The organism is Pelotomaculum isophthalicicum JI (genome assembly GCF_029478095.1).
Lineage (GTDB): Bacteria > Bacillota > Desulfotomaculia > Desulfotomaculales > Pelotomaculaceae > Pelotomaculum_D > Pelotomaculum_D isophthalicicum.
The window spans coordinates 20,520-43,713 of the sequence record NZ_JAKOAV010000006.1 but is presented as its reverse complement, the minus strand read 5'-3'; the positions used below and the strand labels follow the sequence as shown (position 1 = coordinate 43,713).

The following is a 23,194-nucleotide window of genomic DNA, read 5'->3' as shown; positions in this document are numbered from 1 at the left end:
TAGGGTGACATTTAAAAAGAAGTTAAGCTTTTTAAAGGATATTGCTTTAAAGCAGTAATTAAATTAATAAACCACCTTGGCTTTTACGCTGCCCTTGCAGTCAAGGAGGTGGGTCGCACAGGATATGCAAGGGTCGAACGAACGGATGGTCCGGCCAAGAATCGTGAAAAGCATGTCCTGGCCGGGTATTTCGGTTCCCACCAGCGCGTTTTCCAGCGGCCCGCGGCCGCCGTGTCCGTCTTTGGGCGAAAAATTCCAAACCGTCGGGGTAATAATGTTGTATTTCACAACTTTTTCGTCTTCAATGAGCGCGGTATGGAGGAGTGCGCCCCGCATGGCGTCCGTGACGGCGGTCACCTCTTTTTTTACCGGAGTACTTTTTTGGTTGACGGGGGGATGACTGGGCTTCAGATCTTTCAGCCATTCCTGGACCAATTCGGTTAGCAAAAGGGTTTCCAGCGTGCGGGCGTAGATTCTATCCATCGTCGCGGTGCCGCCTTTATAAAACCCGTTGATTATCATGCGGGCAAGCGGACCCACTTGAAAATAACGTCCCGCGTACCGCACTGATTTCACCCAGGTATAAGCGCCCGGTTTAAAAGGATCCGGCTTTATTTCTTCAGCGCCGGTTTTATCAAACCAGGAACTGGTTATGTCCTCGCTGATCAGTGCCAGCTGTGGAGGGTATAACTGGCCATCCGCCAGTACGCCGCTTCGCCACAAAAACATTTCATTTTTAGCGCCGAATCTGAATAAGCCAAAAGATAAAAATTGCCAGGGAGTTATTCCTATTCTAAAATAGTCGCTGTAAACCCGCGTTATCAACTCGGTATCGGGAACCATCCTGCTTTTAACAAATTCACTGATATTGCCGATCAGTGCCAGCGCCTGTTCAATTTTATCCGCTGTAGGAGCTACCGTTACGCCGCCGTGGACAAAACTATGCTGGTGGGGCGCTTTGCCGCCAAATAAGGCCAGGATTTGGTGGCTTTCCTGGGCCGCCTTAACCGCTTCGAAGTAATGCCCCGCCAGGCGCTGGTTATCTTCGGGATTAAGGCGGGTGTCAGCAGGGTTTTGCCCGTGGAAGGGAGGGCGTTCCGGCATTTTTATAAAGTCAGGCAGGCTGAACAAATAAAAGTGCTTAATATGGTTTTGCAAAAAATCTGCGGCAAACATTATATTACGCAAATATTGGGCATTATCTTCCAGTTCATTATCATAAAGCTCATCCAGCAGGTAACTTGCCACTGCCCCGTGAGACAGTGAACAAATACCGCAGATCCGCTGGGTCAAATATACCGCGTCAGTGACGTGCCGGTCACGCATGATCCACTCGTAACCCCTGAACATGGTGCCGCTGGCGTTTGCTTCTGTCACCCGCCCGTTTTCAAGCATCACGTCAACGGATAACAGGCCGCTCAGGCGGGTGACGGGACTGAACATAACTCGCTGTTTGCTCATAGTTTGGCTCCTCCCTGGCTCGAAGTGTTTTTACCACTTTCTTTACCTGTGCTTTTTTTAGGCATTGGAGTAAAAAAGGGCGAGGAGCCGTCCGGGAAATCCTCATTGGTGCAACCTATGCAAGGGGTGTTGGCCTTGACCGGCCAGCTTACATGATTTATCCACTGCCTGTACGGGCAGTCGGCGCTTGTGCGGGGACCCATACACCCGAGTGAAAACATGCATTCGATGTCACCGAGCTTTTTGGCAAAATCTTTATTGTCAAAGTAAGAGCGCCGCTGGCAGTGCCTGTGCACCGTAAAACCGTAAAATAGGGTGGGGCGGCCCAATTTGTCAAGATCCGGCCTGCCATACATTAAAAGGTGGGCCAGGGTTCCCACGAACCAATCGGGATTGACCGGACAGCCACTGACGTTGATCACTTCCCTGTCCAGCACGTCACGTACGCCTGCGCTGCCGGTAAGATTGGGCCGGGCCGCGGTAGGTCCGCCAAAGCTGGCGCAGGTACCGATGGCGACGACATATTCAGCCATCTCGCCCAGCCGGGTTACCGCTTCAAGGGCGGTAATGAAACGGGTTTCAGTGCGGGCGATGGCGTTGTACAGACCGTTGTCCTTTTTTGGTATGGCTCCCTCAACAATCAAAGTGAATTTCCCTTTGTATGTTTCAGAAACCTGCTCAAGAATGCTGAGCGCCCCCCTACCCTGGGCGGCCATGAAGGTGTTGCTGTAAAGCAGATCGATCATTTCCGTGAAAACCCGGCCCAAATAGGGGTAAGTAGTGTTCATAAAAGCTATATTGTTGTCACCGCTGTCGTTGGTCTCAAGCCAGATCACCGGCAGCTTCTTTTTATTGTGGAAGGCCAGATGTTCTTCAACTACGGGCAAAATTGCCCCGGAAAGGGCGTGGTTGCTGCCGGACGACAACTCACGGCATATTTGGGAAAACTCCTCTTTTTGCATGCGATAACTCCTATTCAAATTAATTAATAACATGAAAATACGCTATATTTTATGCAAATATGTTACGAAAACTTCGCAAATATCCACGCAAGGGAAAGGACCTGGTTAGCAAGTAACCAGGTCCTTTCTTGGGGTTTAAGGGAAATATTTTATGAGGTTTTTGTGAGCAAATGGTGATCTGGCTGTGAGCGCCAGGAAGGGCGTCTTCTACCGGCACACTGAATGGGAACATGCTTTTCTTCGCGCTTGCCTGACAGCTTTAACCAAACACTCTACTTCTTCTTCGGTATTGAAAAAACCGATGGAAGCCCGGACACAATTTAACTCTTTGATTGTGCGAATAATAATGCCTTGACTGGCCAAAGTCTTGACTAATTGCTGCGGTTCCACCCCGTTCAGCTGAAAACTAATCAAGCCGGCCGCCGCTGCAGGAGTCAAGACTGTAACGTCCGTAACAGTCGCCAATTCCTGTCTGGTCAAGTGATGAAGAGTCTTGATCCGGTCAAAAGCCCAGTCCAGACCAACATATTCGGTAAGCCAACGGATACTGGCCCCTTGGCCGAGCAGTGACGGCGTATTTGTTGTGGCAAACTCAAAGCGGCGGGCAGTGCTGTGAAAGCTAAAAGACCCCTCCGGGTCGAAATGTTCTACCGATGCATATCCGATATATGCCGGGTGCAGGTCATTTAACCGCTCCTGGCGGATATAAAGGGCGCCGGTGCCCTCCGGGCCGCAAAGCCACTTCTGACCGGAGAAACTGTAAAAGTCCACTCCCAATTCGCTTATATCTACCGGTATGGCGCCAACAGCCTGGGCGCCGTCGATTAGTACCGGAATCCCGTGTTGGTGGGCTAACTGAGCGATTTCCTGTATAGGCAACAGTTCCCCGGTGCTGTAAGAAACGTGGGAAATGGCGATAAGCCTGGTGTGGGGACTTATCAGTTCTTTGAACGCTCTTAGCGGATTACCGTCTACCCGGGCTGTTTTTATGCTGACTCCATATCTCTGATTAAGTAAAAAGAGCGGCAGCAGCACGGCGGCATGTTCAATATTGGTAGTAATCACTTCGTCCTCCGGCTGCCACTTAATCCCTGAGATGATCAGGTTAATGCCTTCTGTGGTGTTTCTGGTTAAGACGATCTCATCATTATTAGCCTTAATTAATTCAGCAAGCAATTGTCTGGTTTCGAGCTTGGCCCGTTTTTTAAGTTGCACTACTTCTTTATTAATCCTTCCATTATACAACTCAGCTTGTTGAGCTTCTTGAACAGCTTGTATGGCCGTTACAGGCAAAGGACCAGTGGTGCCGGTATTCATATACACAATATTTTGTGTCGCGGGCAGGTTCTGTCTAATCTTTTCGAGGTGTTCAAGATGAGAGATCAAAATCATATCCTCCTCAAGTGTACTGCTAAACCTCAGTTTATGACAGTTCGCGCAGCAGGGAAAATAGCGAGCGGGCTGTATTGTCATTCAGCCACATGACGGACCAACAGTGGACGCCTCCAAGGTTATATTCATCCAGAAAACCCAGCTTGGCCCGCCAACTGTCATAGTCATCATAATAAACAAAATGCTGCGTTCCGCTCTCATCCTGATAGCTGTAATGAGGTATGCCCACTAGGTCTGCTTGTGTTGTTTCCCGTTCGATCGAGGCGGAATATTCCGCTGACCTGCTCAATGCCTGGGCCAGACCCAGAGCATGCGCCTCGTACGTGGAACCTGTTGACGCCCAGTCCCGGCCGTAGTATGGAAGGCCAAGAAGAACTTTGTCCATGGCTACATGCTGAGCCCGGGCGTAGTCCAGGACTCGTTTGATCCAGTCAGGAGGAGCAATGGGCCCAGGCTCGGAGGTACTGTAATCATATGTCATAATTGCTAGATAGTCCACTGCCAGGGACAGGCTTTGGTAGTCAAACGCTGTGTAAGATCTGCTTGTAGACGTGCGTGACGGCACGGCTTCCACAAGCAATTTATCCCGGGCATGTAGTTCGGAGGAGAGTTCCAGCATGAATTGCGTGAGAAAAGGTCCGGTGGAACCGCTCATATACTCAAAATCAATCACGACCCCGTCCGCCCCTGAAGAGGTGATCATTCCAACTATTTGATTAACTAAATTTAAACGGGAGGTCTTTTGGCTTAGCACATTATACAAGGTCATCTTTCCTGTATCGTCCCAGTCCGCCGCAATCAGCGGTAAAACTTCAAAACCGCGATGATGGGCAACGGCAACCAGCTGATTATAGTTGCCGCTGGAAAGTTCCCAGGGACCGGTGAAAGTCCCGTCGGCGGAATTATTTAAGTGATACCAGTTGGGCGAAACCGCGGTAATACCATTGGTGCTGTCTGTTACCAGGGAAAGTTGCTTGCGGTAGTCAGAATAAGAATCAGGTCCATAGGCCTGAAGATATTGCAGGAAAATACGGTGAGAATCAGATCTTTTGGAAGAAAAGGCTTCTGACGATGCAGAGCATAAGACAATAACCAGAAGCCCAAGCAAGACGAGTACAGGATACTTTGAGATGTTTTTGGACATTGAAATCACTCTCTCCTGATCCATTAAAGCTTTTCCTAATTTATTATATAGTATTTATTAAGGTTCAGGAGATAATTTCTGAGCATTTTCGAGTGATTTCGAATTCACTATCGAACTTCTTTTCTTAGTTGGTAAGCCAGATTTCCGCGTCTTCCCGGGTTTTAAAAATCCTAAAGTGATTTCCTTTGTTTGTTTCCGAAATCATGTCCCTTAATTTACCTTTAATAACAAATTGCTCAGGAATAATAACCGCGGTTTTTCTCCGCATAAGGCCACCAGATCCAAGGCATCTTGTTCGGTGTTCAATGGAAAGGCAGCCGAAATAAATTCAATGTACTTATTTATCCCGTTTTCAACAATTACGTAATTCATTTTGCCTCTCTAGAACAACCCAGGCATGCCCTGCGATCTATTTTGCGAATCTCCCGTCGTCTCTTGTAGATGAAAGTTTTTGAACACTGTTTTTAAACCACCCAATTTTGACCGCTTCTCTGACGTCAAATTCTGCCACATAAGGTTTTATATCCAGAAGAGGAGTCCCATTAACAATATCTACATCCAGAATGTGGAGTATATTGCCTTCAACCTTAGCAAGACGCACTACCGAAAAACCAATAGCATTGGGCCTGCTAGGAGCGCGCGTGGCGAAGACTCCGTGCAGTTCATTGTCCAGGAATGGTTTCACTAATAAAGTAGACTCTTTCGCCAAGTGAAAATGGTAAATCAAAATAAGGTGAGAAAACCCTTCAATATCCTTTAACCCTTCAATATACTCGGGGTATACTTCAATAACACCGGCAGTGTCCCGCGCCGCTGTCGTCTGAATAGGTGTTCCTTTCGGTTTTTTAAACGGAGATTGAATGACGCCGATTGGCTTGAAATTAATCATAACTTCACCTCAATAATAATATGCTTCTTGTTGAACCAGGTGTCAATAACCTCCGGTGATTTACGCATATATTTAGTTATTTGCCTTTGTAAACAGGGGTAGAGAAATGGTTAAGTAACATGTGATGTATAGCTACACCAGCTACGCCAATAATAGAAGCGATATTATAACAATCAAAGCTTCTTTATATTTGCGCCCCCATGAACTATTTGGTTAACTAAAAAACATTTATTTGGAGTTGTAACCCGTTATTTCTTCCATAACATTATCAGAGCGCGTTAACCAAAATTACGACCGCTTTTTAAATTCCAGAGCGCTGAAACCAGCAAGTCTATTTCTTCACATGTGTTGTAAAACGCCAGTGAAGGCCTGACGGTGCTCTCTTGCCCGAACCTCCTTAAAATCGGCTGGGCGCAGTGATGGCCTGCCCGGACAGCTATTCCTTCCTGGCTCAGGGCACTGCCGACTTCTTCCGTGGTGAAACCTTCCAAGACAAAGGACAGCACGCTTGTTTTTTCTTTGGCCGTACCGATCAGTCTTAAGCCGGGTATGCGCTTTAAAGCGTCCATACTGTATTCCAGAAGATTATGCTCGTATCTTCTGATATTTTCCATACCCAGGGAATTAACATAATCTATGGCGGCGCCAAGCCCGACAGCGCCCGCGATATTCCCTGTCCCCGCCTCAAACCGGTGTGGTGGGTCCTGATAAACAGTTTTTTCAAAAGTCACATCAAAAATCATGTTTCCGCCGCCATGATAAGGGCGCATAGTATGCAAAATTTCAGGTTTGGCATATAAAACCCCTATCCCCGGCGGGCCGAAAACCTTGTGTCCGGAGAACACATAGAAGTCACTGTTTAAAGCCTGAACATCCACTTTCAAATGAGAAACAGCCTGCGCTCCGTCGACTAAAACTTTCGCTCCATATCGATGCGCCATCTGCGCCATTTCCGCTACCGGGGCAATGGTGCCCAGCGCATTGGAAACATGAGTAACCGCGACTATTTTCGTTCTGGAGCTAAGCAGCTTTTCATACTCATTCAAAAGCACCTGACCGGTTTCGTCAACGGGAACAACACAAAGTTTGGCTCCTGTTTCAGAACAAAGCATCTGCCAGGGAACAATGTTGGCGTGATGTTCAAGCCAGGTGATGATAATCTCGTCATCTTTCTGAAGGTTGTATTTTCCAAAGCTCTGCGCGACCAAATTGATCGCTTCGGTTGTCCCGCGGACAAAAACAATTTCCGAGGATGAAGGAGCGTTAAGAAACTTGCTTACTGTATCTCTTGCCCCCTCGTAAGCATCTGTCGAGCGGGCGGCAAGGGTGTGCGCCCCTCTGCGCACGTTCGAGTTTTCATGTTCATAGAAATAGACTAACCGGTCGATGACGCTTTTGGGTTTCTGGGTTGTCGCCGCGTTATCCAGCCAGATCAGGTTTTTACCGTTAACTTTTTCCGATAATATTGGGAAATCCCTGCGGACAGCGTTCACGTCAAAATGCTCAAAAGAAAAATCCGCTAAAGGAACGATCACTGGTGCGATACTTACACCGGGAGCCGGGTAATTATTAAGAGTTTCATTATTATTAACTGATCCGGTGGGATTAGACGATAAAATCGATCCGGCATTTTCAAGAAAGGAAAACTGCTGCCATTCATCTTGAATTGCCGCCTGATAATATTTATCGAGATCAGTTATGGATGGAAACACCCTGATGTCATCTGTTTTCAGGGCGTCCGGGATTGCTTTTAAGAAATCCTCCTCCGAAAAAGCATTCTTTATTGGCACCGGGTTTGGCGCAAATTCTTGAATAGAAGAACTCTTAGCAGGGGTTTCCTGAGCGGAAAACTCGGGGAAATATTCGCTTGCCATAGCCTCGATATTAGTTATATTCATAATAGTTACCCACATCCACGTCTTCGAGCACCCCAACCGCGTCTTCCGTCAAAATGGCTAAAGAGCAATATATCGCAAGAAGATATGATGCTATTCCGTTTTTATCTATCCCCATGAATCTTACCGATAAACCCATCGACTGTTCCCCTGGAACACCTGCCTGGAAGAGGCCTATAACACCCTGTTTCTTTTCACCGGTGCGGACAAGGAGGATATTTGTTTTGCCGGTTTGACTCTCCGGTTTTTTCTGACCGTCGACTAACAGTTTATCCGTGGGAATAATTGGAATACCTCTCCATGTTAAAAACGGCGAGCCGAATAAATTTACTGTCGCAGGTGGTACTCCACGTCTGGTGCATTCACGGCCGAATGCCGCTATAGCTCTTGGATGCGCGAGGAAAAATGAAGGCTCTTTCCATACTTTTGAAATAAGTTCATCCATGTCGTCCGGAGTGGGGTAACCTTTGCGCGTCTGAATTCTTTGTGAATCAGACGCATTTTTTAATAGTCCGTAATCGTCACTGTTAATGAGTTGGCTTTCCTGTCTTTCTTTTAAGCTTTCCATGCTCAGGCGAAGCTGTTCTTTGATTTGGTCCGTAGGGTAACTGTATATGTCGGATATGCGGGTATGAACATTGATTATCGTAGATATTGAGGTTAGTATGTATTCACGAGGGTTTGACTCATAATTGACAAAACCCTCCGGTATTTTTACGTCGTCTTGCTGACTGCAGAGAATATCCAGAGGAGTTTCTCCCTCTTTAACTTTATTCAATCTAAAAATTCCTGCTTCAAGAGGCTTCCATTCCAATAACTTTGGTAACCATCTTGGAGTAATCGAATCGAATTGCGGCGCTATTTTTGTCACTTTGGCAAGTTGATACGCCTCATGCGCGCCTAACGCAGGGACTTTGCTTTCTTGCTCTTCCATTAAAAAACCTCCTATTATTTAATGAACTTAACTTTTCCTTATAATGCAAAATTATGCTTTCCTTCATTTAACAAACTTATACTATTGTTTTTAAACAGCATAAAAAAGACCGTTATACGCTATAATGCCTTGTTTTATATACAACGCCCCAATGCCTTTCGGAGCGTAAAGCTTGTGGCCGGCCACCGTTAGAAAGTCCACGCCAAGCTCTTTTACATCAATAGGTATTTTACCAACCGATTGGGACGCGTCGGTATGGAGCAAAATATTGTGTTTGCGGCAGACTTCGGATATCTCCTTAATCGGTTGCAAGGCGCCTGTCTCGTTATTCGAATGCATCACTGTAACCAGGATAGTTTTTTCCGTGATCAGCTTTTCCAAATCTTCAGCGTTTACCGCGCCGTATTCGTCGACCGATAGATAGGAAATTTCACAACCCAACTTTTCTAAATGCCTGCACGGGTTTAATACGGATGGGTGTTCTATCTGCGAGGTCACGATATGGTTTTCTTTGTCTTTAAAAGTTAAAGCCACTCCCTTTATAACCGTATTGTTCGACTCGCTGCCGCCGCTTGTAAATAACACTTCTACGGGTGAACAGTTAAGAAGATCCGCAACCCGGCTCCTTGATTGTTCAATAGCCGTCTTAGCGCTAAAGCCTAATTCGTGGCTGCTGGACGGATTGCCATATTCCCCGTAGATAAAGGGAAGCATTGCTTCCGCGACTTTTTTGTCCACAGGAGTGGTGGCGTTATAGTCAAGATATATCATTTATAATACTCCTTTCCAAACCGCTTATTTATTAATAATTTTAAACTGACACAAGGCTTTCCCGTAAACTAAAATGGAGACAATTATATAATTGCCTCCATATGTTTGGTCAGCAGGTTTTTTATCATTCTAACACAGATAAAAGTTTTTTCAAACAACATCAGATGTTGTTATATTCGAATTTTTCGATCTTGCTTTTTACTCTTGGAACGAACGTCAGGCCATAAATTGCGTTGATCGAACGTCTGTAGTGAAGTAAGAAAGCGCGCCTTTAAATCAGGGAAGCGTTTAACCAGGTCGGCTATTTGCTTTTTTACCACTTCTCTATTGGTAAAACCGTTAGCCGGGCAGGGGTTTTCGATGAAAGGCAGCGCTTCCTGTTTTACAAAGGAAACGACCTCCTCTGCCGGAAGATATACCATTGGTCTAATCATGGTAAGCCCGGTGCGGTCGAGAAATGTAAACGGAGAAAAGACACGAATCTGGCCGGTATAAATCATACTCATAAAAAATGTTTCTATCACGTCGTCCAGGTGGTGACCAAGGGCAACTTTGTTAAAGCCGAGTTCCAGGACTTTGCTATGCAAAGCGCCGCGGCGCAGATGCGAGCAAATGGCACAGGGGTTGTCATCCTGCCTGTCCTCAAAGACAATCTTTGCTATTTCCGTTTCTACTATATAAAAAGGCACATTTAAAGACCGGCAAAAGTTCTCCAGTACAGGTAAATCCATCGGCCAACCGGTTTTAATAAAAACCGCTGCCAGGTCGAATTTGACCGGAATGGAACGGCTGAGCAGGTAAAGCGAATATAGTAGGGTTACACTGTCTTTGCCTCCGGAAAACCCCACCACTATCCGGTCACCGTCTTCAATCATACCGAAATCATAAATAGCCCGTTTTACTTTTGCTAAAAACCATTTGCGATAATTTTTTGTCAATTTTGTCCCTCTTTATCTAAATTTTTTGAGTCGTATCAATTGCTTTTTCATATATAATAATCGCCTTTCCTGATTAAAACAAGCATTCTCCATGTCGTCTATGCTTCGCGGTTCTATTGCTAATGGGTTTAATTATTTACAGAAAACATTGGCAAGTAGTATAATGTTATTGTTAACTCAATATGTCTCCATGGTTGACATATAAGTGCGAGCTTGCGATTTCTTTGTTTTGTCATGGTGGGAAGAGTGGTGGGGGAAGCGGATGCTGGATTTTCGAGAAAAATGGCTGGCTTGCCCCCATGGATTCCAACATTTGTGACAACGAAAGAATCCATGGGGAAGCTAGCTTTATTTATTAGGTTTTTTCGCTCTTATGAACGCACTGACAATTGAATCTTTAAGTTGCTCCTTCTCGGCTTGGGATAAGCTTAACAATAATGTTTGCATTTTTTCATCTGTAAGATTATATTCACGGGTGATCTCTATCTCAATATTTTCAAAACCGGCCGCGGTAAGTTTATCTTGGTATTCCCGGTCTAATAGCGCTCCGGCCACACATCCGGCCCAGGCCAGCATATCGCGTTGTACCTTCTCAGGAAGATGTTTCCGTAAGACAATATCGGACACGGCAAATCTTCCACCCGGTTTCAATACTCTGAAAGCTTCGCGCAGAAAGTGCTTAAATAATAGCTCAGAATGAAGAAAAAGAAAGTAGAAGTATTGTTAAGCCGGTAAAAGTTCTGGCCGACGAGATTTCAACGTATGCAGAATTATAAAACCGATGATTAATCAGTGGTTTCATAACTATTTTTATAATACTTGCAATTGTTACAAAGGTCGGCTTGGTCCTGAATTACTATGCAATATGATTCCTCTTCCTTCCAGCAGGGTTTGGACTTATTAACTACCTGACTCTTATTTCTGATTTGGCTATCTTGGCAACTTTTTGTTTTCCAGCAGGAGTACATGGCGAGAACCTGTTGCACGCCCGCGATATTCAGCCCTTTTACATTAATTAGGTTATGGATAAACTTCAACCGTTTAAGGTCATTATTCGAATATAATCGCTGCTTATTTTTTCTTGCCGGATGAATTAGATTATTTTTTTCCCATATGCGGAGTGTTTCAGGGTGAACTTCAAGTAATTGTGCCACTACGCCAATGTTTAACATTGGCTTGTCGTCATCCCAGGTGGACATTTAATCCCCCCATATAAATATAATTTATAAGTTTATTATATATATACTAACGGAGTTTGTAAATAATTTAATGTTTTATTATTGAAATAGCATGGAGGGTATTTTACTATTATGAGGAATATGGTTTTTAAGTTATATAGCTGTAATCAATATGGTTTGATACAAATATTGGTACTTTTTATTTAAAATAATTTATAAATTTATACTAAGATATTTGGATATAATTATTGATTATTTGTGCGGGTAGGAACTATAATGTTTAGGAGTTTGGAATCAGCAGTCTATGATGAAAAAGAGAATGATTCGGCTCACAGGTAGTTGTACCGGTGAAATTCTTTGCAAATAATTATGGGTAAATATTGAGGTAACTTAAATCGGTCCATTTAGATTTACTTAAAATTGGTATGGTAATATCGTTGACAATGATGAGGTTGTGTTGTATATATGATTGTGAAACATTGACCATAACATGGTTTAATGTATACTCAATGTAATAACTATTTTAAACTTTACTATCAGGAGGATGTAAATAATGCAGCAAAATAATGATGAAGTTGAAAAAAACGGCGGATGCGGTCATGGCGGATGTGGTCATGAAGGCAAAAGCGGCATTCAGAAATTGCCTGTAAACGAATTAAGCCATATTGAGAATGTTATTGCTGTAATGAGTGGAAAAGGTGGTGTGGGAAAATCTTCAGTGACATCTCTACTTGCCTGTGAGGCTAAAAAAAAGGGCTATTCGGTAGGAGTGCTGGACGCGGACATCACCGGTCCAAGCCTGCCGAAGATGTTTGGCGTTAAGGGTATGGCGAAAAGCACCGGCTTCGCGCTGTTACCTTTAGATACCGATAAAGGTATAAAAGTCATGTCACTAAACTTATTGACCCACAATGAAGATGACCCGGTTATTTGGCGAGGGCCGGTAATTGCCGGTACGGTCAAGCAGTTTTGGACTGATGTCGCCTGGGGTGACCTTGATTACCTTTTTGTCGATTTGCCGCCTGGCACTGGTGATGTGCCTTTGACTGTAATGCAATCCCTGCCTCTCAACGGGCTTATCGTTGTATCTTCACCACAAGACCTTGCCGTAATGATTGTGAGCAAGGCAATTAAGATGGCCCAATACATGAATATTCCCATTCTTGGTCTGGTTGAAAATATGAGTCGTGCCGTTTGCCCTCATTGCGGCGAAGAATTTGAGCTGTTTGGCCCTAGCCGGGGCAAAGAAATATCTGAAAAATTCGAGGTTCCGTTTATCGGTGGTTTGCCTATTGACCCGCACCTTTCAAATCTTTGCGATCAAGGCAAGATTGAAGAATATAACAGTAATCTTTTTAAAAATCTAATCCCTGAAAAGGTAGTTCAATAGAACGTATTAATCTATGGGAGGGTATGGAAAGAATAGGTTAACCATAAGTAAATTTTACTGCAAAATATATATAAGGTTAATTTTGATGGCAAATGCAGCCGGGCTTATTAATGAGGCCCGGTATTTGCCGCTTATTCAAGTTGAGTCGGTGTTAAAGATTCGTTAATAGGTCTTTGGACCCATTAAAAAATAGGAACTATTTCCTATTGAAATTGAGTATTATGTCAAATATAGTCATATGACAGTATCTTATATTGGTTTGATAAAATATTTATTTAGCTTATCGCAAAAATATGTAAACTTCATATTTGGCATAGTTTCCGAAAGGATTCTGCGCAAAGCCACGGGTCTAAGGTAAGTGTACTATGATAGCCGGGTTGCCACGATAACAAAATTTCGTTAGTGCTATAAAAACCCGAGTTTGCAAACGGGTTTTTTGATTGTTATGGGAATGTACTGCCGCATGAGAAATGCTTATTATGGAGGGACTCATGGTTCGTTTTCCGACGCGGGGGGAAAAACAATATAAGTTTGTGTTTTGTGCCTTTCTCTTAGTTTTAGGTGTTTTTGCCTTTGGTCTAAAACCGGCAATTGCGGTTGAGACTTCAATACAGCAAATGGGAGAGCCCGCTGTCCAAGCGGTAAAAACCGACTTTAGAGACTTGGATAACGACAAACAGCTGCTTCCCTCTGTCCATTACCTTGCCGCAAAAGGCATTATCAACGGATTCCCTGACGGCACCTTCCGGCCGGCGGACAGCCTCACCCGCGCTGAGGCTGCAAAAATCTTAGTCTTAACGAAAGGACTGCCAGAGCAGTCTGGCGGACAACCTGTTTTCAGTGACGTGCCGACCGGCCACTGGGCTTTTGGGACAATTCAAGCGGCGGAAAAAGCCGGCTTGCTTTATGGTTATGAGGACGGAACATCTAAACCTGAAGAACCCGTCACTCGCGCAGAGGCAATCGCTTTGCTACTCAGAATTTCCGGGGGAACCCTTACTTATAAGAACGTTGATATTGCCGATAATGTTACCGGCCTAACGCCTGGGACAAGTTACAGCTTCACCATAGAGGCACGCGACGCGGCAGGCAATTTGAGCAGCGATGGGCCGGCTATAGAAGTTACAACGACTTCGCTGCCGGATACCCAAGCGCCTGTATGGGCAATCGGGGGCGCGCTCTTGCCTTCGAATATCACGGAGAACGGGTTGACCCTGAACTGGTTCGGTGCGACAGACAATGCGCTGGTTACCGGCTATGAGTTGTATAAAGACGGTGTCCAATTTGACAGCGTGTCAGGGAGCACGTACAGCTACACAGTTGCAGGTCTGGCGCCGGACACCTCTTACGAGTTCAGCGTCAAAGCGCTTGACGGGGCAGGCAACCGGAGCAGCGAGTTGACAACAACAGTAACGACGGCGAAAACGTCGGACAACCAGGCGCCAACATGGGCCGACGGCGTGATAACGTCATCGAATATCACCTCTAACAGCGTAACCCTGACCTGGTCCGGGGCGGCGGACAATGTTGCTGTAACCGGTTACGAATTGTAGTTATTACTATAAACAGTGTAACTCTGAGTTGGTCGGGAGCGACGGACAACGTATCGGTGACCGGCTACAGATTGTATAAGAACGGGGTAAAGATTGCCGACATACCGGCGGGCACATATAGTTATACCGTTTCCGGCTTGACAAAAAACGCATCGTATACATTCAGTATTGAAGCGGGTGACGCAGCTGGTAACTGGAGCAATAGCGGGCCAACTGCAAGAGTAAAAACAAAAAAGACACCCTAGATCTAACAGGGCGGGCAAAACAAATTCTCTAGCATGTCGAACGACATGCAACAATAGGCAATGAAGCACACGAAGATATTGAGAGTAGCAATTGACTCCAATATCTTTTTTTGCCTTTATCTTACTCCGGAGGAGCTTATGTCAATTATTGATTCGGAAATGATCATAAGTAGGATTTTCGACCGTCGTTGGAGAAGTTGATCAGTTATCTCGACTAAAAAATTTCATGTGAGGAGGTTGCAAAAATGTCTGATAAAATATGCCCGTTGCGCAATACAATATGTGGTACTAAAACAAGAAGGTGAGTTAACAGATGAAAGTACTGTATTTTGATTGTTTCTCGGGGATAAGCGGTGACATGACTCTTGGGGCGCTGATTGATCTCGGCATTGATGTTAAGCTTTTTAAAGATGAGTTGCAAAAATTAAACCTTACCGGTTATGAAATAACAATTCAGAAAAAGGTAAAGCACGGTATCGCCGGAACTGATGTAGAGATCAATACTTATGACGACCATGCCCATAAAGCGCGCAATCTGCGGGATATTGAAATGCTGATCGAGTCAAGCGGGCTGAGCGAGAATGTTAAGTGTTTCAGCGGGAAAGTTTTTCTGGAAATTGCCAGGGCTGAGGCAAAAGTACATAATATGAGTATTGATGAAGTTCATTTCCATGAAGTAGGCGCCGTCGATTCCATTGTGGACATTGTCGGCGCGTCGATATGTCTTGACTTGCTTGGAGCGCAAAAGGTATTTTCATCCCCGTTGCATGAAGGACAGGGGTTTATTGAATGCCGGCATGGAAGGCTTCCCGTACCGGTGCCCGCCGTCATGGAAATGCTTGCCGGGAGTAAAATTCCCATCCCAATCATATCGGAAAACATAAATACAGAACTTGTCACACCTACCGGGATGGGCATTATTAAATGCCTCGCGTCTGGTTTTGGGAACATGCCGGCAATGATTATCAATAAAGTCGGTTATGGCATGGGAAAAAGAGAAACGGGCAGGCTGAATGCGATAAGGATTGTTATGGGAACGTTTTTTGAAGATACCGGTGATATGGAGGAAGTCGTGGTTCTGGAGACCAATATAGACGACATGAGTCCGGAAATCATCGGGTATATGGCGGAACGCCTGCTCGCGAGCGGGGCGCTTGATGTCTTCCATACCCCTATCTATATGAAAAAAAACAGGCCGGCGGCAATGGTGACTGTCTTGGCAAGAAAAGAAGATGAACAAAAACTGGCGGATATTGTGTTAAAGGAAAGTTCAACCCTTGGTATCCGCAGAAGTATTGTTGCAAGGTATCGCATGGACAGGGAAATTATAAACGTTAACACGAATCTTGGGGCGGTAAGAGTGAAAGTGGCATCAAAAGGAAACATAAAGAAAATCGCGCCGGAGTACGAAGATTGCAAAGAAATAGCAATAAGAGCGGGACTGCCGCTCCAGGAAGTTTTGCAAATGGTATTAAAAAAATCAAAGGAGCAGTTAGTTTAGATTTTAATAACTTCATTGAGACTGCCTGTGCGGTAGCCCTGCAGGTCAAGAGTAACATAAGCGTATCCCAGATCCTTGATGCCTGCTACAAGCCGCCCGCGTTGGCCGGGATCCAGCAAGATAGAAAATTCTTCAGGCGGCGCCTCAATCCGGGCAATCCGGCCGTGATGGCGGAGCCGGCATTGAGTCAGCCCGAGGGAATGCAACAGCTTTTCGCCGGCGGCCACCCGGCCCAGATCTTCCGCCGTGATCGGCGTCCCGTAGGGAAAGCGCGAGGACAGGCAGGCGTTGGCGGGCCGGTTCCAGTTTGGCAGTGCGAAGGACTTTGCTAATTGACGGATCTCATCTTTGGTGAAACCGCATTCCTTTAAAGGACTGCGTATACCCAGTTCGATGAGCGCTTTCTGTCCTGGCCGGTAGTCACCCTGGTCGGACTGATTGGAGCCGTCCAATACTTCTTTGAAGCCTTTGGCGTCCGCTGTTTGCCGGAGCATCCGGAAGCGGCTGCTCTGGCAATAGTAACACCGGTTGGCCGGATTGGCCGCGAATTCAGGAATTGACAGGTCGGAAATAGGGATTATTTCATGAGAAATCCCGCATATCCCAGCTATCCGCGCTGCAAGTTCAATTTCTTCCAAAGTTGATGTTTCGGAATGTGTTGTCGCGGCTAATACCCGGGAAGGTCCTAAACAATCTACCGCCAGCTTAAGTAACACGGAACTGTCCACGCCGCCGGATAAAGCTACCAATACACTGCCAAAACTGGAGATTAAAGAATTTATAGAATCAATCTTATTAACTAATTTCAAGATTTTTCCTCCCGCAACAAAGCGTAATACTAATTGTTATCTTAGCTTAATCATTGGATTAATGCAATTTAAATGGAGAAAAATCACAATGGAATTTACGATATAATTATTGACAATCTCTTATTGATGAAATAAAATTTGTTAAAGGATAGTAATTATATTGGATTAAGTATTTTATTAAATTAGTAACCAAACTGCTAAAGTACCGAATTTATTCATATGCCGAAAAGGGGGAAAAATGATGTCCGGGATAGCTAATAGCCTGACAGAACTAATTGGAAATACTCCATTGTTGCGTCTCCAGCGCGTATCGAAAGGCACAAACACCGACCTGGTTGTAAAACTGGAGTCTTTTAATCCGGGCGGCAGTGTCAAGGACCGCATCGGCTTTAATATGATTCGCCGGGCGGAGGAACAAGGGTTGTTGAAACCCGGTTCAGTGATTATCGAGCCCACCAGCGGTAATACCGGAGTCGGATTAGCTTTAGTCGCGGCCGTCCATGGCTACCGGCTGATCCTGACCATGCCTGATACCATGAGTGTTGAGCGGCGGAGCTTGCTGAAGGCCTATGGCGCCGAACTGGTACTTACGCCTGGTTTGCAGGGGATGAGCGGTGCGGTGCAGAAAGCTTATGAACTGGCGAGAGAGATCCCAAATTCCTTTATTCCACAACAGTTTGAAAACCCTGCCAACCCGGAAATCCACCGGTTAACCACAGCTGAGGAGATCTGGAAAGATTCTAACGGCAAGGTAGACATCGTTGTTGGCGGTGTGGGCACCGGCGGCACTATTACCGGCATCGCGCAAGCGCTTAAGCCACGGAAGCCCGGGTTGAAAGTAGTGGCGGTGGAACCGGCCGATTCGCCTGTTTTATCAGGGGGGAAACCGGGGCCGCATAAAATCCAGGGACTTGGAGCAGGCTTCATTCCAGGAGTATTGGAACTTTCACTGGTAGATGAAATTATCAAGGTAAGCAACCAGGATGCCTTTGAAACCGGGCGCAGGTTGGCCCGGGAGGAAGGGATCCTGGCCGGCATATCATCCGGGGCGGCAACTTATGCAGCCCTGGAGGTGGCGCGGCGGCAGGAAAACAAAGGAAAGCTGATCGTGGCCATCCTGCCTGATACCGGGGAGAGATACCTGAGCACGCCGTTGTTCCAGGAGGAACAGTAGGAGCCTCAGATAAATATTCGGGTATTCAGGAGTCAGTAGTCAGAATTCAGAATTCAGAATATTTCAAGACAATTAACCAACTCCCTTTTAGACCCTTGAGTAGTTATTATAGATTATAAAGATAAAGAGGAGATCGTATCATGAGTAATAAGAGCAGGGGTTTTGAAACCCTGGCTGTGCACGCCGGTCAGCAGGCAGACCCGGCTACCGGGGCGCGGGCCGTGCCAATTTATCAAACAACCTCATATGTGTTTAATGACACAGAACACGCGGCGCGCTTGTTTGCATTGCAGGAATCAGGGAATATTTACACCCGGATGATGAATCCCACCACTGACGTGCTGGAGCAGCGGGTTGCCGCCCTGGAAAACGGATTGGCGGCCCTGGCTACCGCTTCGGGACAGGCGGCGGAGTTGCTGGCTATCGTCAACCTGGCCGGAGCGGGTGACGAAATAATATCCGCCAACAGTCTTTATGGTGGTACTTACAACCTGTTTAACGCCACGTTGCGGCGTCTGGGGATTGACGTCAAATTTGTGGATCCTGTCGATCCGGAGAACTTCAGGCTGGCTGTAACCTCCAGGACCAGGGCGATTTTCGCCGAGTCAAGCGGCAACCCAAAACTGGACGTAATCGACTTTCACGCGGTAGCCGAGATTGCCCACGCGGCCGGTGTCCCGTTTATCGTGGACAACACCGTACCGACCCCTTATCTTTGCCGGCCGCTGGAACACGGAGCGGATATCGTGGTTCACTCCGCCACCAAGTTTATGGGGGGACATGGCACTTCTATCGGGGGCATCATCGTAGACGGGGGAAATTTTGCATGGGCAAACGGCAATTTCCCGCAGTTCACTGAGCCGGACCCGACTTATCATGGGGTGGTTTACAGTGAAGCATTCGGCCCTGCCGCGTTTATCGCCAAGGCCCGGGTGCAGCTGCTGCGCGACCTGGGTCCGTGCCTGAGTCCTTTTAACGCCTTTTTACTGCTCCAGGGAGTGGAGACGCTGCCGTTGCGGATGGAGCGTCACTGCCGGAATGCTATGAGCGTAGCGGAGTTCCTGGAACAGCATCCGAAGGTAACCTGGGTGAATTATCCCGGCCTGCCCGGCCACCCGTCCCACGCTTTAGCCCGGCGGTACTACCGCAACGGTTTTGGCGCTCTGTTAACCTTCGGTATAAAAGGAGGAAGTGAGCAAGCTCGAAGTTTCATTGACGCGCTGGAGATATTCTCACTTTTGGCTAACATCGGAGACGCCAAGTCTTTAGTGATTCATCCGGCTTCAACCACCCACCAGCAGCTGACTGCTGAAGAACAGCTCGCCACCGGGGTGACCGAAGACCTGATCCGCCTTTCTGTCGGCCTGGAGTCTGTCGACGATTTACTGGAGGATCTGGAGCAGGCATTGAATAAAGCTTAAGGAGTCAGGAGTCAGGAGTCAGGAGTCAGGAGTCAGGAGTCAGTACTCAGGAGTCAGTACTCAGGAGTCAGAATAAAAGAATGATTAATCGTCTTATTCTGAATTCTGACTCCTGAATTCTGAGTGCCTAAATATAACATAACTTTAAAGATTAATCACAGTTATTAAACAGAACAAGTGAGGGGATGATCGTTATTTACAGTGAGAAAGTTATGGATCACTTCAGCAATCCAAGGAATGTTGGGGAAATACCTGACGCTTGTGGCGTAGGTGAAGTTGGCAATCCTGTCTGCGGTGACATTATGAAGATTTCCATTAAGGTTGAAGACAACATCATAACTGATATTAAGTTTAAGACTTTTGGCTGTGGGGCGGCTATCGCTACAAGCAGTATGGTTACAGAAATGGCAAAAGGAAAAACAATAGAAGAAGCTTTAAAAATCACTAAACAGGCGGTGGCCGACATGCTTGACGGGCTTCCCCCGCAAAAGATGCACTGCTCCAACCTGGCTGCGGACGCCTTGCACAAGGCTATTGAGGACTACAAAAACAGCCAGGACAAATAGATTGCCATTCCCAATAACTTGTGAAGTTAGAGAGGGTGTTAGGCTTGAAATTCACGACGCGGGCAAGATACGGTTTGCGGGCTATGGTGGATCTGGCGCAATACTATTCTCCACACGAACCGGTTCCTCTCGTCCGGGTAGCGGAAAGACAAGGGATTTCCGAGGGGTATCTTGAACAGTTGATGACTTTTTTACGTAAAGGAGGGTTGGTCCGGAGCGTGCGGGGAGCCCAGGGAGGCTATCTGCTGTCCCGGGAGCCTGCCCGGATTACTGCCGGTGAGGTCGTCAGGTGTCTGGAAGGGCCGATAAACCCAACGGGCTGTGTGAGCGAAGATGATCCTGAAATATGTGCGCGGGCTGAAACTTGCGCCACGCGGGTGATGTGGGAAAGAATCCGGGAGTCAATCGCTGGTGTGCTGGATAGCACTACCCTGGAAGATCTTTGCAAAGAAGCGGAAAAGATGCGCCTGTCGAGCGAAGCCAGCATGTATTATATTTAGGCGCTGGAACGGTAAAATGAAGTACAAAGATTTTAAGATAAAAGCCACTCTGGATATCACTCCCGATGTTTGTCCGGTAACATTCGTTAAAACAAAACTCAGACTGGAACAACTGCAAAGTGGTGATATTCTTGAAGTTTTCCTTAACGGCGGAGAAGCTGCAGAAAATGTTCCGAAAAGTGTCAAAGGTGAAGGACATAAAATAATTCTGACCGAGAAGATAGATACAAAATATAGATTATTGATTGAAAAGGGACAATATGAAGTAATAATCACGCTTAACGGTGAGAAGGAATTACTGAGTAAAGAATATACGGTAATTGAACTAGTTAAAGAGTACGGACTTAACCCCGAAATGGTGACCGTCGGTTTGAACGGCGCAATTCTTTTCAGGGAAGCTTTCGAGAGCACGATAATCAAATCGGGCGATTCGGTCAACCTGCTGTTTACGGATGCAGGCAAGTAAAGTAACAAGCCGGGGTAGCGGTGGTCTTGAAAGGATGGTGCGCTTGGATTTTACAGAAGAGCAAATCGTGAGATACAGCAGGCAGATCGTCCTTCCCGAGGTGGGCGGCATAGGCCAGAAGAAAATTAATGACGGCAGGGTCCTGATCGCCGGAGCGGGAGGTTTGGGCTCTCCGGCAGCGTATTACTTGGCGGCCGCAGGTGTCGGAACAATCGGTATTATCGATTGCGACGCAGTTGATCTAAGCAATTTGCAAAGACAAATCCTGCACACTACCAAAGACATCGGCAAGCCCAAAGTTGATTCAGCCAAAGAAAAACTGAACGCCCTGAATCCTGATTGTAATGTTGTGCCCCATTGGGAGAAGTTGACGGCTCAAAATATAAATGAAATTATCCGGGATTATGATGTGATAGTCGACGGGGTAGATAATTTCCCCACCCGTTATCTGGTTAACGATGCCTGCGTCATGGCCGGGAAAATTTTCGTTCACGGAGGAGTCCTTGGTTTTACCGGCCAAACCTTTACAGTTATTCCCGGCAAAGGACCCTGTTTGCGCTGCATATTGCGTGAGCCGCCACCGCCCGGCTCGGTGCCGTCCTGCTCAGAGGCCGGTGTGCTGGGGGTTCTGGCGGGGACGATTGGGATAATCCAGGCTACCGAGGTCTTGAAATACCTGCTGGGCAAGGGGGATTTGCTTGTGGGCCGCTTGATCGCTTATAACGCCCTGGACATGAAGTTCAAAGAAATACAGGTCAGGAGAGATCCTGACTGCCCTGTTTGCGGGGATAATCCTACCATAACCGGACTGACGGATGATGATCTGCCGGGATGCGCAGTTAAAGAAAGGAGAGAAAGTTATTAAAACCTCCACAGAAGCGGTACAATTGGGAGTGGGACAAGACCCTACAGGCGCCCTGTCGATTCCCATTTACCAGACTGCTACCTTCCGTCATCCCCGTTTTGGTGAAAGCACCGGATATGATTACTCCCGCAGCGGCAACCCCACTCGCCAGGTGCTGGAGAAGGGCATCGCCCGGCTTGACGGGGGCGCCGGGGGATTTGCCTACGCGTCCGGTATGGCGGCTTTGACAAACCTGTTGCTGCTCTTTAAGCCGGGTGACCATCTTATTGTGACAGAGGATCTGTACGGGGGAACATTCAGATTGCTGGACAAGGTTTTTTCCCAGTACAGACTGGCGGCAACTTTTGTTGATACCAGTGATCTTGACCAGGTCACCCTGGCGATAAAAGATGAAACCAAGGCTATCCTGCTGGAGACGCCTACCAACCCTCTCCTGAAGGTGGCCGACATAAGCAGGATCAGCGCTATGGCCAGGGAAAAGAGCTTGCTGACTATTGTGGATAATACCTTTATGACACCCTACCTGCAACAGCCCCTGGCAATGGGGGCTGATCTTGTTGTATACAGCGCGACCAAATTTCTCGCCGGACACAATGATGTAGTCGCGGGATTAATTGTGGCCAAGAGTGAAGAGATGGCTGAAAGAATCTATTTTCTTCAGAATTCCGTAGGGGCGGTATTGGGACCCCAGGATAGCTGGTTAGTTATCCGGGGTATGAAAACTCTGGGAGTCAGATTAGACCGGCAAACAGAAAACGCGCGAACAATAGCCTGCTGGCTGGCAAGCCATAAAGCTGTCCGCCGGGTGTTTTACCCGGGACTGGAAACTCACCCCGGCCACCAGTTGCTCAAAGAGCAGGCTCGAGGGTTCGGCGCCATGGTTTCTTTTGAGGTAATGGATAAATCCATGGCCGAACAGATCCTCAACAAGGTCAGACTTGTTTCATTCGCCGAGAGCCTGGGAGGAGTGGAGACACTGGTAACGTTCCCGGCATTTCAGACCCATGCTGATATAGACCCGGCAGAGCGGGAACGCCTGGGCATAAATGAGAGATTATTGAGGCTGTCGGTGGGTATCGAAGATGTCGACGAACTGCTGTCCGATTTGGAACAGGCCTTTATTGAATAGGAGGTCGATGT

At 46.7% G+C, this 23,194-nt stretch carries 24 protein-coding genes and 1 riboswitch; of the genes, 11 read left to right on the top strand and 13 right to left on the bottom strand.

Features of this window, described 5'->3' with window-relative positions; translation table 11 throughout:
• Positions 1-63 precede the first annotated feature (63 nt).
• From L7E55_RS04805 to L7E55_RS04750, 12 genes are all read right to left on the bottom strand, one after another.
• A complete protein-coding gene (locus tag L7E55_RS04805) occupies positions 64-1,461 on the bottom strand; it encodes a nickel-dependent hydrogenase large subunit (protein WP_277442919.1) in 1,398 nt (465 codons plus the stop codon).
• On the bottom strand, positions 1,458-2,423 hold the full coding sequence (locus tag L7E55_RS04800; RefSeq protein ID WP_277442917.1) for a hydrogenase small subunit: 966 nt from the start codon (positions 2,421-2,423) through the stop codon (positions 1,458-1,460). The genes L7E55_RS04805 and L7E55_RS04800 overlap by 4 nt, the downstream gene beginning before the upstream one ends.
• Before the next feature lie 207 nt (positions 2,424-2,630).
• The gene (locus L7E55_RS04795; RefSeq protein WP_277442916.1) at positions 2,631-3,809 is read right to left on the bottom strand and encodes an aminotransferase class V-fold PLP-dependent enzyme; all 1,179 of its coding nucleotides are present in this window, start codon (positions 3,807-3,809) and stop codon (positions 2,631-2,633) included.
• A gap of 37 nt (positions 3,810-3,846) precedes the next feature.
• A complete protein-coding gene (locus tag L7E55_RS04790) occupies positions 3,847-4,959 on the bottom strand; it encodes a glycosyl hydrolase family 18 protein (RefSeq protein WP_277442915.1) in 1,113 nt (370 codons plus the stop codon).
• 124 nt (positions 4,960-5,083) lie between these two features.
• Positions 5,084-5,164, bottom strand: a complete 81-nt coding sequence (locus L7E55_RS04785) for a hypothetical protein (protein ID WP_277443016.1) — start codon at positions 5,162-5,164, stop codon at positions 5,084-5,086.
• A 204-nt stretch (positions 5,165-5,368) separates the two neighbouring features.
• Positions 5,369-5,848, bottom strand: coding sequence for a tRNA (N6-threonylcarbamoyladenosine(37)-N6)-methyltransferase TrmO (gene tsaA, locus L7E55_RS04780; protein ID WP_277442914.1), 480 nt, complete (start codon positions 5,846-5,848; stop codon positions 5,369-5,371).
• A gap of 278 nt (positions 5,849-6,126) precedes the next feature.
• A complete protein-coding gene (locus tag L7E55_RS04775) occupies positions 6,127-7,746 on the bottom strand; it encodes a family 2A encapsulin nanocompartment cargo protein cysteine desulfurase (protein WP_277442913.1) in 1,620 nt (539 codons plus the stop codon).
• Entirely contained in the window at positions 7,733-8,677 is a 945-nt protein-coding gene (locus tag L7E55_RS04770; RefSeq protein WP_277442911.1) for a family 2A encapsulin nanocompartment shell protein, read from the bottom strand. The genes L7E55_RS04775 and L7E55_RS04770 overlap by 14 nt, the downstream gene beginning before the upstream one ends.
• A 90-nt stretch (positions 8,678-8,767) precedes the next feature.
• The gene (locus L7E55_RS04765) at positions 8,768-9,448 is read right to left on the bottom strand and encodes a cysteine desulfurase family protein (protein WP_277442910.1); all 681 of its coding nucleotides are present in this window, start codon (positions 9,446-9,448) and stop codon (positions 8,768-8,770) included.
• Between the two features lie 170 nt (positions 9,449-9,618).
• Positions 9,619-10,386 (bottom strand): PP-loop family protein, encoded by a 768-nt coding sequence (locus L7E55_RS04760; protein WP_277442909.1) that lies wholly within the window; start codon positions 10,384-10,386, stop codon positions 9,619-9,621.
• Positions 10,387-10,734: 348 nt separating this feature from the next.
• A complete protein-coding gene (locus L7E55_RS04755; protein ID WP_277442908.1) occupies positions 10,735-11,013 on the bottom strand; it encodes a class I SAM-dependent methyltransferase in 279 nt (92 codons plus the stop codon).
• Positions 11,014-11,171: 158 nt separating this feature from the next.
• Positions 11,172-11,585, bottom strand: coding sequence for a MerR family transcriptional regulator (locus L7E55_RS04750; protein ID WP_277442907.1), 414 nt, complete (start codon positions 11,583-11,585; stop codon positions 11,172-11,174).
• A 532-nt stretch (positions 11,586-12,117) separates the two neighbouring features.
• On the opposite strand from L7E55_RS04750, the gene L7E55_RS04745 reads away from it, so the two are divergent.
• The 4 genes from L7E55_RS04745 (at position 12,118) to larC (ending at position 16,253) form a co-directional block, all read left to right on the top strand.
• Positions 12,118-12,954, top strand: coding sequence for an Mrp/NBP35 family ATP-binding protein (locus tag L7E55_RS04745; RefSeq protein ID WP_277442906.1), 837 nt, complete (start codon positions 12,118-12,120; stop codon positions 12,952-12,954).
• 300 nt (positions 12,955-13,254) lie between these two features.
• Positions 13,255-13,339, top strand: a riboswitch (cyclic di-GMP riboswitch).
• 106 nt (positions 13,340-13,445) lie between these two features.
• Positions 13,446-14,507, top strand: a complete 1,062-nt coding sequence (locus L7E55_RS04740; protein ID WP_277442905.1) for an S-layer homology domain-containing protein — start codon at positions 13,446-13,448, stop codon at positions 14,505-14,507.
• On the top strand, positions 14,459-14,752 hold the full coding sequence (locus tag L7E55_RS04735; protein ID WP_338091167.1) for a fibronectin type III domain-containing protein: 294 nt from the start codon (positions 14,459-14,461) through the stop codon (positions 14,750-14,752). Before L7E55_RS04740 ends, L7E55_RS04735 begins: the two co-directional genes overlap by 49 nt.
• Before the next feature lie 313 nt (positions 14,753-15,065).
• Entirely contained in the window at positions 15,066-16,253 is a 1,188-nt protein-coding gene (larC, locus tag L7E55_RS04730) for a nickel pincer cofactor biosynthesis protein LarC (protein ID WP_277442904.1), read from the top strand.
• On the opposite strand, the gene larE is transcribed toward larC, so the two are convergent.
• A complete protein-coding gene (gene larE, locus L7E55_RS04725; RefSeq protein ID WP_277442903.1) occupies positions 16,250-17,062 on the bottom strand; it encodes an ATP-dependent sacrificial sulfur transferase LarE in 813 nt (270 codons plus the stop codon). The two genes, larC and larE, sit on opposite strands and share 4 nt — an antisense overlap.
• Before the next feature lie 241 nt (positions 17,063-17,303).
• Between larE and cysK the strand changes: the two genes are divergently transcribed.
• From cysK to L7E55_RS04685, 7 genes are all read left to right on the top strand, one after another.
• The gene (gene cysK / locus L7E55_RS04720; RefSeq protein WP_277443014.1) at positions 17,304-18,236 is read left to right on the top strand and encodes a cysteine synthase A; all 933 of its coding nucleotides are present in this window, start codon (positions 17,304-17,306) and stop codon (positions 18,234-18,236) included.
• 140 nt (positions 18,237-18,376) lie between these two features.
• The gene (locus L7E55_RS04715) at positions 18,377-19,657 is read left to right on the top strand and encodes a homocysteine synthase (RefSeq protein ID WP_277442902.1); all 1,281 of its coding nucleotides are present in this window, start codon (positions 18,377-18,379) and stop codon (positions 19,655-19,657) included.
• Positions 19,658-19,851: 194 nt separating this feature from the next.
• On the top strand, positions 19,852-20,223 hold the full coding sequence (gene nifU / locus L7E55_RS04710) for a Fe-S cluster assembly scaffold protein NifU (protein ID WP_277443013.1): 372 nt from the start codon (positions 19,852-19,854) through the stop codon (positions 20,221-20,223).
• A 44-nt stretch (positions 20,224-20,267) separates the two neighbouring features.
• The gene (locus L7E55_RS04705; protein WP_277442901.1) at positions 20,268-20,723 is read left to right on the top strand and encodes an RrF2 family transcriptional regulator; all 456 of its coding nucleotides are present in this window, start codon (positions 20,268-20,270) and stop codon (positions 20,721-20,723) included.
• A gap of 16 nt (positions 20,724-20,739) precedes the next feature.
• On the top strand, positions 20,740-21,189 hold the full coding sequence (thiS, locus tag L7E55_RS17570; protein ID WP_338091163.1) for a sulfur carrier protein ThiS: 450 nt from the start codon (positions 20,740-20,742) through the stop codon (positions 21,187-21,189).
• 43 nt (positions 21,190-21,232) lie between these two features.
• The gene (locus L7E55_RS04690; protein WP_277443011.1) at positions 21,233-22,054 is read left to right on the top strand and encodes a HesA/MoeB/ThiF family protein; all 822 of its coding nucleotides are present in this window, start codon (positions 21,233-21,235) and stop codon (positions 22,052-22,054) included.
• The gene (locus L7E55_RS04685; RefSeq protein ID WP_277442900.1) at positions 22,005-23,183 is read left to right on the top strand and encodes a trans-sulfuration enzyme family protein; all 1,179 of its coding nucleotides are present in this window, start codon (positions 22,005-22,007) and stop codon (positions 23,181-23,183) included. The genes L7E55_RS04690 and L7E55_RS04685 overlap by 50 nt, the downstream gene beginning before the upstream one ends.
• Positions 23,184-23,194: the final 11 nt, after the last annotated feature.

What these genes read in the sequence shown, in the direction of transcription:
- L7E55_RS04805 (WP_277442919.1), bottom strand. Translation starts at nt 1,461, where the DNA reads ATGAGCAAACAGCGAGTTATGTTCAGTCCCGTCACCCGCCTGAGCGGC.
- L7E55_RS04800 (WP_277442917.1), bottom strand. Translation starts at nt 2,423, where the DNA reads ATGCAAAAAGAGGAGTTTTCCCAAATATGCCGTGAGTTGTCGTCCGGC.
- L7E55_RS04790 (WP_277442915.1), bottom strand. Translation starts at nt 4,959, where the DNA reads ATGTCCAAAAACATCTCAAAGTATCCTGTACTCGTCTTGCTTGGGCTT.
- L7E55_RS04785 (WP_277443016.1), bottom strand. Translation starts at nt 5,164, where the DNA reads ATGATTTCGGAAACAAACAAAGGAAATCACTTTAGGATTTTTAAAACC.
- tsaA (WP_277442914.1), bottom strand. Translation starts at nt 5,848, where the DNA reads ATGATTAATTTCAAGCCAATCGGCGTCATTCAATCTCCGTTTAAAAAA.
- L7E55_RS04775 (WP_277442913.1), bottom strand. Translation starts at nt 7,746, where the DNA reads ATGAATATAACTAATATCGAGGCTATGGCAAGCGAATATTTCCCCGAG.
- L7E55_RS04770 (WP_277442911.1), bottom strand. Translation starts at nt 8,677, where the DNA reads ATGGAAGAGCAAGAAAGCAAAGTCCCTGCGTTAGGCGCGCATGAGGCG.
- L7E55_RS04765 (WP_277442910.1), bottom strand. Translation starts at nt 9,448, where the DNA reads ATGATATATCTTGACTATAACGCCACCACTCCTGTGGACAAAAAAGTC.
- L7E55_RS04750 (WP_277442907.1), bottom strand. Translation starts at nt 11,585, where the DNA reads ATGTCCACCTGGGATGACGACAAGCCAATGTTAAACATTGGCGTAGTG.
- L7E55_RS04745 (WP_277442906.1), top strand. Translation starts at nt 12,118, where the DNA reads ATGCAGCAAAATAATGATGAAGTTGAAAAAAACGGCGGATGCGGTCAT.
- L7E55_RS04740 (WP_277442905.1), top strand. Translation starts at nt 13,446, where the DNA reads ATGGTTCGTTTTCCGACGCGGGGGGAAAAACAATATAAGTTTGTGTTT.
- larC (WP_277442904.1), top strand. Translation starts at nt 15,066, where the DNA reads ATGAAAGTACTGTATTTTGATTGTTTCTCGGGGATAAGCGGTGACATG.
- cysK (WP_277443014.1), top strand. Translation starts at nt 17,304, where the DNA reads ATGTCCGGGATAGCTAATAGCCTGACAGAACTAATTGGAAATACTCCA.
- L7E55_RS04715 (WP_277442902.1), top strand. Translation starts at nt 18,377, where the DNA reads ATGAGTAATAAGAGCAGGGGTTTTGAAACCCTGGCTGTGCACGCCGGT.
- thiS (WP_338091163.1), top strand. Translation starts at nt 20,740, where the DNA reads ATGAAGTACAAAGATTTTAAGATAAAAGCCACTCTGGATATCACTCCC.
- L7E55_RS04685 (WP_277442900.1), top strand. Translation starts at nt 22,005, where the DNA reads ATGATGATCTGCCGGGATGCGCAGTTAAAGAAAGGAGAGAAAGTTATT.